The organism is Streptomyces sp. NPDC053750 (assembly GCF_044544295.1).
Classification (GTDB): Bacteria; Actinomycetota; Actinomycetes; order Streptomycetales; family Streptomycetaceae; genus Streptomyces.
In genome coordinates, this window is record NZ_JBITXB010000009.1 from 176,977 (window position 1) to 190,322 (window position 13,346).

Annotated in this window: 12 protein-coding genes; 7 read left to right on the forward strand and 5 right to left on the reverse strand. The window is 70.4% G+C overall.

Annotation, left to right across the window (positions count from 1 at the left end; translation table 11 throughout):
* Positions 1-19 precede the first annotated feature (19 nt).
* Entirely contained in the window at positions 20-517 is a 498-nt protein-coding gene (locus ACIGO6_RS25235; protein WP_399879751.1) for a DUF2975 domain-containing protein, read from the reverse strand.
* Positions 518-736: 219 nt separating this feature from the next.
* Here ACIGO6_RS25235 and ACIGO6_RS25240 point away from each other — a divergent pair, with 219 nt between their 5' ends.
* The 7 genes from ACIGO6_RS25240 (at position 737) to ACIGO6_RS25270 (ending at position 8,058) form a co-directional block, all read left to right on the forward strand.
* Positions 737-1,618, forward strand: a complete 882-nt coding sequence (locus tag ACIGO6_RS25240) for an SGNH/GDSL hydrolase family protein (protein ID WP_399879753.1) — start codon at positions 737-739, stop codon at positions 1,616-1,618.
* 29 nt (positions 1,619-1,647) lie between these two features.
* Positions 1,648-2,604 carry a GlxA family transcriptional regulator gene (locus ACIGO6_RS25245; protein WP_399879755.1) on the forward strand — a complete coding sequence of 319 codons (957 nt, stop codon included), beginning with the start codon at positions 1,648-1,650 and terminating at the stop codon, positions 2,602-2,604.
* 146 nt (positions 2,605-2,750) lie between these two features.
* Entirely contained in the window at positions 2,751-3,764 is a 1,014-nt protein-coding gene (gene gap, locus ACIGO6_RS25250) for a type I glyceraldehyde-3-phosphate dehydrogenase (protein ID WP_399879757.1), read from the forward strand.
* Positions 3,765-3,798: 34 nt separating this feature from the next.
* Positions 3,799-4,296 (forward strand): peptidylprolyl isomerase, encoded by a 498-nt coding sequence (locus ACIGO6_RS25255; protein ID WP_399879759.1) that lies wholly within the window; start codon positions 3,799-3,801, stop codon positions 4,294-4,296.
* A 126-nt stretch (positions 4,297-4,422) separates the two neighbouring features.
* Positions 4,423-5,901, forward strand: a complete 1,479-nt coding sequence (locus ACIGO6_RS25260; RefSeq protein ID WP_399879761.1) for a glutamate-cysteine ligase family protein — start codon at positions 4,423-4,425, stop codon at positions 5,899-5,901.
* 49 nt (positions 5,902-5,950) lie between these two features.
* Positions 5,951-6,784: a class II glutamine amidotransferase gene (locus ACIGO6_RS25265; protein ID WP_399879763.1), complete on the forward strand. Its 834-nt coding sequence runs from the start codon at positions 5,951-5,953 to the stop codon at positions 6,782-6,784.
* A gap of 335 nt (positions 6,785-7,119) precedes the next feature.
* Entirely contained in the window at positions 7,120-8,058 is a 939-nt protein-coding gene (locus ACIGO6_RS25270; RefSeq protein ID WP_399879764.1) for a TauD/TfdA dioxygenase family protein, read from the forward strand.
* Between the two features lie 70 nt (positions 8,059-8,128).
* On the opposite strand, the gene ACIGO6_RS25275 is transcribed toward ACIGO6_RS25270, so the two are convergent.
* Genes ACIGO6_RS25275 through ACIGO6_RS25290 form a run of 4 tightly spaced genes read right to left on the reverse strand, consistent with a single transcriptional unit; the run spans position 8,129 to position 13,243 of the window.
* Positions 8,129-9,952: a glycoside hydrolase family 2 protein gene (locus ACIGO6_RS25275; protein ID WP_399879766.1), complete on the reverse strand. Its 1,824-nt coding sequence runs from the start codon at positions 9,950-9,952 to the stop codon at positions 8,129-8,131.
* 43 nt (positions 9,953-9,995) lie between these two features.
* Complete coding sequence (locus ACIGO6_RS25280; protein ID WP_399879767.1) at positions 9,996-10,895, reverse strand: carbohydrate ABC transporter permease; 900 nt, start codon at positions 10,893-10,895, stop codon at positions 9,996-9,998.
* Positions 10,896-10,897: 2 nt separating this feature from the next.
* Positions 10,898-11,839 (reverse strand): carbohydrate ABC transporter permease, encoded by a 942-nt coding sequence (locus ACIGO6_RS25285; RefSeq protein ID WP_399879769.1) that lies wholly within the window; start codon positions 11,837-11,839, stop codon positions 10,898-10,900.
* A gap of 21 nt (positions 11,840-11,860) precedes the next feature.
* On the reverse strand, positions 11,861-13,243 hold the full coding sequence (locus ACIGO6_RS25290; RefSeq protein WP_399879771.1) for an extracellular solute-binding protein: 1,383 nt from the start codon (positions 13,241-13,243) through the stop codon (positions 11,861-11,863).
* Positions 13,244-13,346: the final 103 nt, after the last annotated feature.

Consider the following 13,346-nt stretch of genomic DNA (forward strand, 5'->3'; position numbering starts at 1 on the left):
TTTCCGTCTCGGTGGACCGTCAGACCACCTGGGCCATCTCGCTCTTCAGCTCGGTCGCCTTGCGCAGAAGGCTTCGCATGAGGACGACGAGCATCGCGAAGGCGGCTCCCGCACCGGCGGTCACGATCGCGGCGCCCAGCGCGCCGACGACGTCCATGCCGTCGTCGGGAGAGGGGATCTCGGCCAGGGCCAGGTGCCCGCTGACCCCGACCGCCAGCAGCGTCGCCACGACCGAGGACCCGATGACGACGTCGACCCAGCGGAAGGCGCGCGGCGTGAAGATCGCGTCGCGCCGGACCATGCTGAGCAGCATCCACACCGCCACGAGGGCGACTTGAACGCAGGCGACGCCGACGATCGCCACCGTCACGTAGGGCGCGGCGAACGGGGCGTAGGGCGGGAAGCGGTCGACCTCGTCGGACGCCGTCGTCGGGATGACCACGATCTGGCCGAAGAGACCGATCAGGATCGCTGCGACGACTCCGACCCTGAGTATGGCGATGAAGAGACGGTGCATATATCGATCATCAATGGGAATCGATCGAAAATCAATCGGTCACTCGACTGTGGGCCCAACAAGTCCGGTCCGCAACATTGACTCGAAGTCAGGGCCGCAGGCACATTACTTAAGAGTAGAACCACCTGGTAACTCGCGGCCCCACCCCCACGGAACAGCGCGTCTCCAGGGCACCGCCGTGCCCGCTCACCCGTGCCCACGCCCCGGAAGAGAGAGCACATGCCGAAACGCGCCCTCCGCCGTGTCATGACCGCGACAGCAGCCGCCGTCGGCGTCCTGGCCCTCGGCCTCACCGACGCCACCGCACACTCCAGCACCTCCCTGGACTACGTCGACTACGTCGCCCTCGGCGACAGCTACAGCGCCGGTTCGGGGGTCCTGCCCGTCGACCCCACCAACCTCCTCTGTCTGCGCTCCACGGCCAACTACCCCCACGTCATCGCCGCCGCCACGGGCGCCCGGCTCAAGGACGTCACCTGCGGCGCCGCCCAGACCGCACACTTCACCCAGGCCCAGTACCCGGGTGTCGCCCCTCAGGTGGACGCGCTCTCCGCCGACACGGACCTGGTCACGCTGACCATCGGCGGCAACGACAACAGCACGTTCATCAACGCCGTGACGGCCTGCGGCTCCGCGGGCATCCTCAGCGGCGGCAAGGGCAGCCCCTGCAAGGACCGACACGGCACGTCCTTCACCGACCAGATCGACACCAACACCTATCCCGCGCTCAAGGCCGCGCTGCGCGAAGTCCGCGCCAAGGCCCCCAACGCACGGGTGGCGGCCCTGGGTTACCCGTGGATCACCCCGGCCACCGCCGACCCGTCCTGCTTCGCGAAGCTGCCGATCGCCGCCGGCGACGTCCCGTACCTGCGCGGCATCCAGGCCCACCTCAACGCCGCCGTCCGGCGCGCCGCCGAGGAGACCGGTGTCACCTACGTGGACTTCTCCCTCGCGTCCGACGGCCACGACGCCTGCACGGCCCGCGGCACCCGCTGGATCGAACCGCTCCTCTTCGGCGAGAGCCTCGTCCCCGTCCACCCCAACGCCCTCGGCGAGCGGCGCATGGCCGAGCACACCATGAGCGTCCTCGGCCTGAGCTGAGGCACCGCGCCCCCACGTACCCTGTCCCCGTGCCGTCCGCCCGCCTTCGCCGCGTCGCCGTCCTCGTGCTCGAGGGTGCGAAACCGCTCGACGTGGGCATTCCCGCGCAGGTGTTCACCACACGCGCGAGCATGCCGTACGAGGTGCGGGTGTGCGGCGCGGCGCCCGGCCTCGTGACCGGCGGTGACGGCCTGTCGTACCACGTCGCCCACGGCCTCGACGCGCTGGCGTGGGCCGACGTCGTCTTCCTGCCCGGTTACCGGTCCCCCGACCTCGACGACCCGCCGAGGGCCGTCGTCGAGGCGCTGACGGCGGCGCACGGCCGGGGGGCCCGGCTCGCCGCCATCTCCACCGGCGCCTTCGCGCTCGCCGCGACGGGCCTGCTCGACGGCCGGCGTGCCACGACGCACTGGCACTACACGCGGGCGCTCGCGGCGAAGCATCCGCGCGTGCGGGTCGACGAGAACGTGCTGTTCGTCGACGAGGGCAGCGTGCTGACGTCCGCGGGCGCCGCCTCGGGCATCGACCTGTGCCTGCACATCCTGCGCGGCGACCTCGGGGTGGCCGCGTCGAACCACGCGGCCCGGCGCCTCGTCGCGGCCCCCTACCGCAGCGGCGGCCAGGCGCAGTACGTGCCGCGCAGCGTGCCCGAGCCGCTGGGCGAGCGGTTCGCCGCCACCCGCGAGTGGGCGCTGCGCCGGCTCGGCGAGCCCCTCACCCTGGAGACACTCGCCCGGAACGCGGCGGTGTCGGCGCGCACGTTCTCGCGGCGCTTCGTCGAGGACACGGGGTACACGCCGATGCAGTGGGTCATGCGGGCCCGCATCGACATGGCCCGTGAGCTGCTCGAACGCTCGGAGCGGAGCGTCGAGCAGATCGCCGCCGACGTGGGTCTGGGCACCGGCTCCAACCTGCGCCTGCACTTCCAGCGCATCCTCGGCACCACACCGAGCGAGTACCGGCGCACCTTCGCCCGGGGCGAGTAGCCCGTCGCTGGAGCGACGCGTGGCGCCACCGTCCGGGCGCGCGCGTGGCGCGATCCTTGCGAACCGTGGCACTCACGCCGCTGCCGTCGCGGGCCGCCGGGCGCGAACCTGGTGGCACCGCACGGCGAACCGGAAGGGCACCACTCATGACTCGCATCGGCATCAACGGCTTTGGACGCATCGGACGCAACGTGCTGCGCGCGCTGCTCGAGCGCGACAGCAAGCTCGAGGTCGTCGCCGTCAACGACCTCACCGAGCCCGCCACCCTCGCGCGGCTGCTCGCCTTCGACACCACGGCCGGCCGGCTGGGCCGCCCGGTGACCGTCGACGGGGACGCCCTCGTCGTGGACGGCCACCGCATCAGGGTGCTCGCCGAACGCGAGCCGGCCCGCCTGCCGTGGGCCGAGCTCGGCGTCGACCTTGTCCTGGAGGCGACCGGCCGCTTCACCTCCGCGGCCGCCGCCCGCGCCCACCTCGCCGCGGGCGCGAAGAAGGTCCTGGTCAGCGCGCCGTCGGACGGCGCCGACGTCACGCTCGCGTTCGGCGTGAACACCGACGCGTACGACCCGGCCGCGCACACGATCGTCTCGAACGCCTCCTGCACGACCAACGCGCTCGCGCCGCTGGCCGCGGTGCTCGACGAGCTCGCCGGCATCGAGCACGGCTTCATGACCACGGTCCACGCCTACACGCAGGAGCAGAACCTCCAGGACGGTCCGCACCGGGACCCGCGCCGTGCCCGTGCCGCCGGCGTCAACATCGTGCCGACCACGACGGGCGCCGCCAAGGCGATCGGCCTCGTGCTGCCGAACCTCGACGGCAAGCTGTCCGGCGACTCGATCCGCGTGCCGGTTCCGGTGGGTTCGATCGTCGAGCTCAACACCACCGTCGCCCGCGACGTGACGCGCGACGACGTGCTGGCCGCCTACCGCGCCGCCGCCGAGGGACCGCTCGCCGGCGTCCTCGAGTACTCGGACGACCCGCTGGTCTCCTCGGACATCACGGGCAACCCCGCCTCGTCGATCTTCGACTCCGCCCTGACCCGCGTGGACGGCCGCCACGTCAAGGTGGTCGCCTGGTACGACAACGAGTGGGGCTTCTCGAACCGCGTGATCGACACGCTGGAGCTGCTCGCCACACGCGGAGCGGACGCCCGGTGACGCATCACGGGACCTCGCAGGTCACAATAGTGGAATGAGCAATTCCACTGTTTACTTCGACATCGACATCGACGGCAAGGATGCGGGCCGCATCGTCTTCGAGCTCTTCGAGGACGTCACCCCCAAGACCGCCAGGAACTTCATCGAGCTGGCCACCGGCGAGCACGGCTTCGGCTACGCGGGCTCCCCGTTCCACCGCGTGATCCCGCAGTTCATGCTCCAGGGTGGTGACTTCACCGAGGGCAACGGCACCGGGGGCAAGAGCATCTACGGCGAGAAGTTCGCGGACGAGAACTTCCAGCTGAAGCACACCGGCCCGTACCTGCTGTCCATGGCGAACGCTGGTCCGAACACCAACGGCTCGCAGTTCTTCATCACCACGGTCCCCACCCCCTGGCTGGACGGCAAGCACGTCGTCTTCGGCAAGGTCGTCGAGGGCACGGACGTGGTCGACAAGATCGAGGGCTACGGCTCCTCGCCGACGGGCAAGACCTCGGCGGAGATCACGGTGCGGGCGTCCGGCAAGCTCTGAGGGCTCCTCGGCCGCGCGGGGACCCGACCTGCGGTGGACTCCGTCCCGTCTCGCCTGGTGAGCGGCGCCGGGTGGTGCGACGCTGGGGTGGAGAGGCGTCCGAGGAAGGGAACCCCGGGAGGGCCGATGGGACGAGACGTCCCGGCGCTGGTCTTCACCCGCGAGGACCGGCGCCGGTACCGGATCAAGATGCAGGAGTGCCTCGAGGCCTTCGCGCAGATGCTGCGCGAGGCACGGTTCGAGACCGAGCGGCCCCAGGTCGGGCTGGAGATCGAGCTGAACCTGGTCGACGACGAGGCCGAGCCGGCGATGCGCAACAGCGACGCGCTGGAAGCGATCGCCGACCCCGCCTGGTCCACCGAGCTGGGCCGGTTCAACCTCGAGATCAACATCCCGCCCCGCCGTCTGACGGCGGGCGGCCCCGATGCCTGGGAGACCGAGATCCGCGCGGCCCTGAACCACGCGGAGAAGGGTGCCAACTCGGTCGGCGCCCGTCTGATCATGATCGGCATCCTGCCGACGCTGCGCCAGTCGGACGTGGGTGAGGCGGCCCTGTCGGAGAACCCGCGTTACCGGCTGCTCAACGACCAGGTCTTCGCGGCCCGCGGCGAGGACCTGCACATCGAGGTGGACGGCGTCGACCGGCTGCGCACCTACGCGGACACGATCACTCCGGAGGCCGCCTGCACGAGTACGCAGTTCCATCTCCAGGTGGCCCCCGAGGAGTTCGCCGCCTACTGGAACGCGGCGCAGGCCATCGCCGGCGTCCAGGTCGCGCTCGCGGCCAACTCGCCGTTCCTGCTCGGCAAGGAGCTGTGGCACGAGAGCCGTATCCCGCTGTTCGAGCAGGCCACCGACACCCGGCCGCAGGAGATCAAGGCACAGGGCGTGCGGCCCCGGGTGTGGTTCGGTGAGCGGTGGATCAACAGCGTCTTCGACCTCTTCGAGGAGAACCTGCGCTATTTCCCGGCGCTGCTCCCGCTGTGCGACGAAGAGGACCCGGCGGAGACCCTGGACCGCGGCGACATCCCCGAACTGGGCGAGCTCACCCTTCACAACGGCACGATCTACCGCTGGAACCGGCCCGTCTACGCCGTCGCCCACGACATGCCGCACGTCCGGGTGGAGAACCGCGTGCTGCCCGCCGGTCCGACCGTCGCCGACACCCTCGCCAACGGCGCCTTCTACTACGGTCTCACCCGCGCCCTGGTGGAGGAGGAGCGGCCGGTGTGGTCCCGGATGTCCTTCTCGGTCGCCGAGGACAATCTGCACACCGCGGCCCGGCAGGGCATCGAGGCACAGCTGTACTGGCCCGGCATGGGCGAGGTGACCGTGCCGGAACTCGTCCTGCGGCGGCTGCTGCCGCTGGCGCACCGGGGGCTGGAGCTCTCCGGGATGGACGCGGCCTGGCGGGAGCCACTGCTCGGCATCATCGAGCAGCGGTGCGTCACCGGCCGCAACGGCGCGGTGTGGCAGAAGGAGATGTTCCACCACCTGGACGCCACCGTCCGTCCGGGCCGGCACGAGGCGCTGCGCCGGATGACCCAGCAGTACATGGACTACATGCATCTCAACGCCCCGGTCCACACCTGGCCGGTCGACTGAGCTCGGCGCTCGGCGCGGCGCGCGCCCACGACCAGAGAGGCGGCAGACGATGTGCCGATGGCTTGCCTACTCCGGTACCCCCGTGCTGCTCGAGACCATCCTGTACGAGCCGGAGCACTCGCTGATCGACCAGAGCCTGCACTCCCGGATGGGTGTCGAGACGACCAACGGGGACGGGTTCGGCGTGGGATGGTTCGGACCGGAGATGCAGACGCCGGCGATCGTCCGGGAGATCGGTCCTGCGTGGAGCAACCGCAATCTGCGGGAGATCGCGGGCCACGTCCGCTCGCCCCTGTTCTTCGCGCACATCCGGGCCTCGACGGGCAGCGCGGTGCAGCAGACCAACTGCCACCCGTTCCGCCACGGCCGCTGGATGTGGATGCACAACGGCGCGATCGCGGAGTTCCACCGGGTCCGGCGCGACCTCGCCCTGGCCGTCGACCCACAGCTCTTCCTCGACATCGAGGGATCGACGGACTCGGAGATGATGTTCTTCCTGGCCCTCACGCTCGGCCTGGAGGACGATCCTCCGGGTGCCGTGGCGCGGATGGCGGGGCTGGTGGAGGAGATCGGCCACGAGCACGGCGTGGAGTACCCGCTGCAGATGACGGTCGCCGTGACCGACGGGCACCGGCTCTGGGCGTTCCGCTACTCCAGCCAGGCCGCGACACGATCGCTGTACTACAGCAGCCGGGTGGAGACCCTGCGCGCGCTCCATCCCGGGCTGCCGTTCCTGCGCGAGGTGTCCGACGAGTCCCGTCTGATCGTGTCGGAGCCCCTGGGCGATCTGCCCGGTGTCTGGAACAAGGTCCCCGAGGGCAGTTACGGAGTCGTCCAGCCCGAGGGCGACGACATGCTCCCCTTCGCCCCGCAGCACGTCTGATGCGCTCCGCGGCCCGTCCGACCCCGTTGACACGGGCGAGGGAAGATCACACAATCGCTGGTATGACCACATACCGGTTCGGCACGACGGCGGAGTGTCCGCGCGTGCCCGAGCGAACCGGGTGTGAGCGCTCCGGCCGATAACCGGCTGTCCCGAGCCGAGGCTCCACGCACGCCGCGTTCAAGGCGCACCGGTCCGCTTTCCGGCCAACGACTCCGGAGCAACGCTGTTCTCCCCGGCCGTCCGGCTGTGACCTCGTGCCGCCACGGCCCGACCCGGCCCGGCCCGGACCACGACCGCGACCACGACCACGACCACACAAGGGAAGGACTCCCATGACCCTCACCGCCGATGGACCGACCGCCGGCCTGCGCGCAGCACGCATCCCGGGCGACGGCATCTACGAGGGGCGGCGCACCCTGCGCCGGCTGCCCGCGGGTTGGGAGGAACGGCCCTACGAACGGTTCGAGATTGTTCCGCAGGCCCGCACGATCGGTGCCGAGATCAGGGGTGTCGACCTGTCGCGTCCGCTCGGTCCCGCGCTGCGCGAGGAGTTGAACCGGGCGCTGCTGGAGTGGAAGGTACTGTTCTTCCGCGCGCAGCACCTCACCTCCGAGCAACAGCGCGACTTCGCGGGCCACTGGGGCGATTTGGAGACCAACCCGCTGCTCACCGCCGGTTCCAGCGACGACGTCGTCCGCTTCGACAAGGGCGACGGGAACACCCCGACGTTCGAGAACGTCTGGCACGCCGACGTCACCTTCCGCGAGCGGCCCGCGCTGGGTGCCGTCCTCCAGTTGCGCGAGGTTCCTCCGTTCGGCGGGGACACGATGTGGGCGGACATGGCCGCCGCCTACGACAACCTCCCGCAGCAGGTGAAGGACCGCATCGACGGTGCCCGCGCCGTGCACGACTTCATCCCCGGCTTCGCCAGGTTCTTCGGCCCCGAGCGGCTGATCCCCCACCAGGACCTCTTCCCGCCCGTGGAGCACCCCGTCGTACGCACCCATCCCGAGACCGGGCGGCGCATGTTGTTCGTCAACACGTCCTTCACCACGCACATCAACGGCATGGACCGGGACGAGAGCGACCGACTGCTGCGGTTCCTGTTCCAGCAGGCGCACGTGCCCGAGTACCAGGTGCGTTTCCGCTGGCAGCCCGGCGACGTCGCCTTCTGGGACAACCGGGCCACGCAGCACTACGCCGTGGGCGACTACGGCTCGGACCGCCGCGTCGCCGAACGCGTCGCCATCGAGGGCGACCGTCCCTTCTGACGCCGACCGCACGGGAGCGGGCCCGGCGCGGGCCGGAGGCGCGGCGATCCGCCTCCGGCCCCGGTAGTCGCTACGCCGGGTCCTGCTCCTCGATCGCGGCCGGCCGCAGCTGCGCGGCGCGGATACGGGCGACGTCGAGTTTGCGGCCCCGGTCGAACCGGTAGATGCCGTTCTGCTCCTGAAAGACGTCGGTCAGCTGGGTGTAGCAGTAGCCGAACATGTCACGGTCGCCCAGCAGCACTTCGGTCAGACCGCTGAACCGCTCGTGGAACTCCTCCTCGTCCCGGACCCGCTCGCCGTAGCCCCAGGAGACGGTGCGGTCCTCACCCGACCGGTCGGCCGCCGCCTCCGGGTCCCACCAGATGCCGCCGAACTCGCTGACGAAGTACGGCTGGCCGCGGTAGGGCAACGAGTAGGGGGCGCCGTTCTCGTGGCTGTTGACGAAGGGGGCGTCCTTGTCGAGGCCGGACATCAGCTGCCGGAAGGCCGCCGGGTCCTGCTCGTAGTGGTGGGAGTCGTAGATGTCGGTCTCGGCGACCCGGTGGGCGTAGCCGGAGGCGTCGATGACCGGCCGGGTGGTGTCCATCGCCTTGGTGGCCAGGAACATCGCGCGGGTCACGTCGTCGAGCTGGGTGATGCGGTCGTGCAGCTTCTGGTAGGTCTCGTTGAGCGGGCACCAGCCGATGATCGAGGGGTGCGAGTAGTCGCGTTCCAGCGCCTCCAGCCACTGAGCGACGTAGGAGGCGTCGGGGCGCTGGTTGTCCCCCGAGGAACCGCCCGTCTCGCAGCCCCAGTCGCCGAACTCGCCCCAGACCAGGTAGCCGAGACGGTCGGCGTGGTACAGGAAGCGCTCCTCGAAGACCTTCTGGTGCAGCCGGGCCCCGTTGAAGCCGGCTTCCATGGCGAGCTCGATGTCCCGGACCAGGGCCTCGTCGGTCGGGGCAGTCATCAGGCCGTCCGGGTACCAGCCCTGGTCGAGGACGAGGCGCTGGAAGAGCGGGCGCCCGTTGAGCAGGACAGCCTTGCCACGCAGGCCGACGGCGCGCAGCCCGGCGTAACTCTCGGCGCTGTCGACCACCTCCCCGGCGGCATCGAGCAGTTCCAGCCGCACCCCGTACAGGTGCGGGTCGTCCGGGCTCCACTCGCGCCGGCGGTCCTCGGGCACCGTCAGGTGCAGCCGCGGGGCGAGGTCCAGGTCGGCGCGGGCCTCGGCGCGGCTCACGTCGCCGTCGCCGTCGGTCAGGACGGCCCGTACGCGGTGGCCGGGGCGGTTGCCGGACAGCGGGAGTTCCAGGTGGAAGGCGGAACCCGCGAGGTCCGGGGTGATCCGGGGGCGCCGCAGATGCGTCTCGGGCACGGGCTCCAGCCACACCGTCTGCCAGATGCCGGTCACCCGGGTGTAGTTGCAGTCGTGGTTGGCGAACTGCACGGCCTGCTTGCCGCGCGCCTGCGGGCCGGACTTGGGGTCACGGGCCCGGACGGTGACGACGACCTCCTGCCCCGCCCCGGCGATGTCGCCGAGGTCGGCGGTGAACGGGGTGAAGCCGCCGCGGTGCCGGGCGACCTCCTTGCCGTCGGCCCACACGGTGGTGTCGTGGTCGACGGCGCCGAAGTGCAGCAGCACACGGCGCCCGGCCCATGCCGTCGGCAGCGTCAGGGCGCGTCGGTACCAGACGGCCTCGAGGAAGTCGGTGTCCCCGATGCCGGACAGCTCGGACTCGGGCGGGAAGGGCACCAGGATCTCGCCGTGGAGTTCGCGGTCGAGCAGACCGCGTTCGAGTCCGCTGTCCCCCCGGTCGGTCTCGAACTGCCAGGGTCCGTTCAGGTTGAGCCAGTCGCGGCGCACGAACTGCGGTCGCGGGTACTCCGGACGTGGTGCGGAGTGAGTGGGCACACATGCTCCAGTGGATCGATGGGGTACAGCGAAGGGACGGGGTTCAGGAACCGCCGAGGCCGGTGGTGGCCACGGAGTTGACGATGCGGCGCTGGAAGAGAAGGAAGACCACGATCAGCGGCAGCGCCGCGAGCAGGGCCGAGGCCATGGACTGTGCGTACTGGATGCCGTAGGCGTCCTTCACGGTGGCCAGGCCCACCGGGAGGGTCATCAGGTCGGGGTCGTTGGTGACGATGAACGGCCACATGAAGTTGTTCCACGCCCCGATGAAGACGAAGATCGCCACTGCGGCCACGATCGGCCGGGAGAGCGGCAGCACGATCGAGCGGAACACCCGGAGTTCGGAGGCCCCGTCGATCCGGGCCGCCTCCTCCAGCTCCTTGGGGATGCCGTCGAAGAACCGCTTGAGGATGAACACCATCATCGGTGCGACGACCTGGGGCAGGATGACCGCCGTATAGGTGTCGACCAGGTTGAACAGGGTCATCTGGTCGAACAGGGGCACGACGAGCAGCTGCGGCGGGACCATGATGGCGGCGACGGTGACACCGAGCAGCGCCCGGCGCCCGCGGAAGGCGCCGCGGGAGAAGCCGTACGCCGCGAGGGTGGAGACCGCGACGGTGATGAGCGTGACCAGGCCCGAGATCAGGAAGCTGTTGAAGGCCCAGACGGTGACGTTCCCGCGTTCCAGTATCTGCTGGTAGGCGTCCAGGGTGAAGGCGCCCTTGAACGGGGACAGCCCGGTGGTGTTGATGTCCTCCTCGCTCTGCACCGAGGTGATGACCGCCCACACGAACGGCAGCAGCCAGACGACGGCGAGGACGACGAGTGCCGTTCCGGCCAGGACCCGGGGCAGCCGGCCGTGGCCGAGGAGCAGGGGGGAGCCGGCGGCTTCGCGCGGTGGACGGCGCCGTCTGCGGACAGGGGTGGCGATTGCGGACACGGTCAGTCCTCCCGGCGGAAGAGGCGGAGCTGCACGAGCGAGACGAGGACGATCAGGGCGAAGAAGAGATACGAGACGGCGGAGGCGTAACCGAGGCGGTAGCCGGTGAAGCCCACGTCGTAGACGTACTCGAGGACGGGGCGGGTGGAGCCGTTGGGGCCGCCCTTGGTGAGGATGTAGATCTGGTCGAAGACCTTGAGCGAGGCCAGGATCTGGAGCATGGCCACCAGCCCGGTCGTTCTGCGCAGTTGCGGCAGGGTGATGGACCACAGGCGCCGCCATGCGCCGGCGCCGTCGAGCGCCGCCGCCTCGTCGAAGGTCGTGGGCAGGGACTGGAGCGCCGCGAGGTAGAGCAGGAAGTTGAAGCCGACCGTCCACCAGACGGTGAGGGCGGCAACGGACCACATGGCGACGGACTCGTCGGACAGCCAGCCGACCGGCGCCATGCCGAGACTGTCCAGAAGCTGGTTGCCCAGGCCCAGTTCCGGCTGGTAGAGCCAGGTCCAGATCATGGTCACGACGGTCACGGGCAGCAGGTAGGGGGCGAAGAAGGCCAGTCGCCACGCCCACTGCCCCGCAAGTCCGCTGTGCACCAGCAGGGCCATCGCCAGCGCGACCAGCACCAGCGGGACGGAGGAGATGGCGGTGAAGAAGGCGGTGTTGCCGAGACTGCTCCACACGTCGGGGTCGCCGAAGGCCTCGGTGTAGTTGTCGAAGCCGACGAAGTGCGTGTCGCGCAGGGCGAGCGAGCTGTCGGTGAAGCTCATCCAGAGCCCCTGCACGATCGGCCACACCATGAAGAGAACGAAGACGAACAGGAACGGCAGGACGAACACGAGCCCGTTGCCGGTCCCTGTCCGGCGAACGACGGCGCGGCGGCCGCCCGCCGGGACAGCGGGCGCGTCGGTGTGCTCCTCGGCGCCGAGAGGTGCAGTGGTGGTCACGTCGGTCACTCCTTCTGCTGGTCAGGCCACCGGGTTGGGCTGTCGCAGCAGCGCGTCCGCCTCGCGGACCATCTGCCGCACCGCCTTCTCGGCGGAGGTGTTGCCCAGCAGCGCCGACTGGAGCGGCTGGCACATCCGGTTCTGGAAGTTGGAACCGGCGCCCGCGAACCAGTTGGGCGGGTCGAGCACCGCCACCTTCGCGGCGTCGGCGTAGGAGGACTGCGGGTCCAGGGCCGCGTACTCCGGCTCCGCGAGGACCGGCTGGTAGGCGGGGATGTGACCGGCGCTCGCCCAGGTGAGGCTCTGCTTGAGTATCTCCGCGACGTACCGGTGGGCCTCGCGGCGCCGGGCCGGGTCGGGGCTGTCCTGGTGCGGGAGGACGAAGCTGTGGCTGTCGGTGTAGACGGCGGGCTTGTCGAAGACCTGCGGGAAGGGTGCGGCGCCCAGGTCGATGCCGGACTTCTTCAGCGTCGGCAGTTCCCACTCACCGAGCATGGCCATGCCGCCGCGGCCGCTGGTGAAGGCGGCCAGCGCGCCGTTGTAGTCGAGGTTGTTGGGGTTTGCCTTGCCGTCGAAGAGCTGCGTCATGAGGGTGACGACGCGTACGGCGGCGTCGACGTCGATCCGTGCGGGACCGCCGTCCGGCAGCGTGAACTCGGCGCCGGTCTGTGCGTAGAGGCCGGCGAACAGCCGCCAGTTCTGGGCCGTGTCGGTGACGTGGCCGAACAGGATGCCCGACTCCCCCGTCGCCTCGGCGAGGGCCTTGCCCGCCTCCAGCAGGGCCTCGGGCGAGCCCATGGGCGCCAGTGCGCCGGAGGAGTCCAGGAGCCCTGCGGTCTCGGCGGCCTTCTTGTCGTAAAAGACGATGAAGGGGTGGACGTCCAGCGGGATCGCGTAGACGGTCCCCTCGTGCTGCGTACGCGACCACACCGCCGGTGTGAAGTCCCCCCGCGTGACGCCGAACTCGGCGAGCAGGTCCAGGTCGAAGGCGTCCACCAGGCCGCCGGGCGCGTAGCCCGCCAGCCGGGACAGATGCATGGCGGCCACGTCGGAGGCCCGGCCGCCGGCGGCGGACATGGCGAGCTTGGTGTAGTACGACGGACCCCAGTCCAGGATCGTCCGGTCGACCTCGAAGCCCCTGGCCCCGCCGGGCCCCTCCGGCCCTTGGGAAACGGCCGCGATCATGTCGTCCATCAGCATGCCGTCGCCGCCCTGGAACAGGTCCCAGACGCTCAGTGCGGAGGCGCCGGAGGCGGAGGCCGGTGAGGCGCAACCGGACAGCGGGCCCGCGGCGAGCAGGGCTCCCGCTCCGGTCAGGGTGTGGCGCAGCAGCCGACGGCGGCTGAGGCGGCGTACCGGACCGGATCCGGCCGGCACCTCGTGGGCAGGCAAAGGGGAACTCATCGCGGACCTTTCGACGGCCGGACGCTCATGCGGTGGCTAGTTTTTACATCGATGTACATTGGCTGTAAAGAGCCGGGACCAGGGATCGGCGGGCCGGTGAGGT

Excerpts from the sequence above, each read along its gene's own strand:
- ACIGO6_RS25235 (WP_399879751.1), bottom strand. The coding sequence starts at position 517 with ATGCACCGTCTCTTCATCGCCATACTCAGGGTCGGAGTCGTCGCAGCG.
- ACIGO6_RS25240 (WP_399879753.1), top strand. The coding sequence starts at position 737 with ATGCCGAAACGCGCCCTCCGCCGTGTCATGACCGCGACAGCAGCCGCC.
- gap (WP_399879757.1), top strand. The coding sequence starts at position 2,751 with ATGACTCGCATCGGCATCAACGGCTTTGGACGCATCGGACGCAACGTG.
- ACIGO6_RS25255 (WP_399879759.1), top strand. The coding sequence starts at position 3,799 with ATGAGCAATTCCACTGTTTACTTCGACATCGACATCGACGGCAAGGAT.
- ACIGO6_RS25260 (WP_399879761.1), top strand. The coding sequence starts at position 4,423 with ATGGGACGAGACGTCCCGGCGCTGGTCTTCACCCGCGAGGACCGGCGC.
- ACIGO6_RS25265 (WP_399879763.1), top strand. The coding sequence starts at position 5,951 with ATGTGCCGATGGCTTGCCTACTCCGGTACCCCCGTGCTGCTCGAGACC.
- ACIGO6_RS25270 (WP_399879764.1), top strand. The coding sequence starts at position 7,120 with ATGACCCTCACCGCCGATGGACCGACCGCCGGCCTGCGCGCAGCACGC.
- ACIGO6_RS25290 (WP_399879771.1), bottom strand. The coding sequence starts at position 13,243 with ATGAGTTCCCCTTTGCCTGCCCACGAGGTGCCGGCCGGATCCGGTCCG.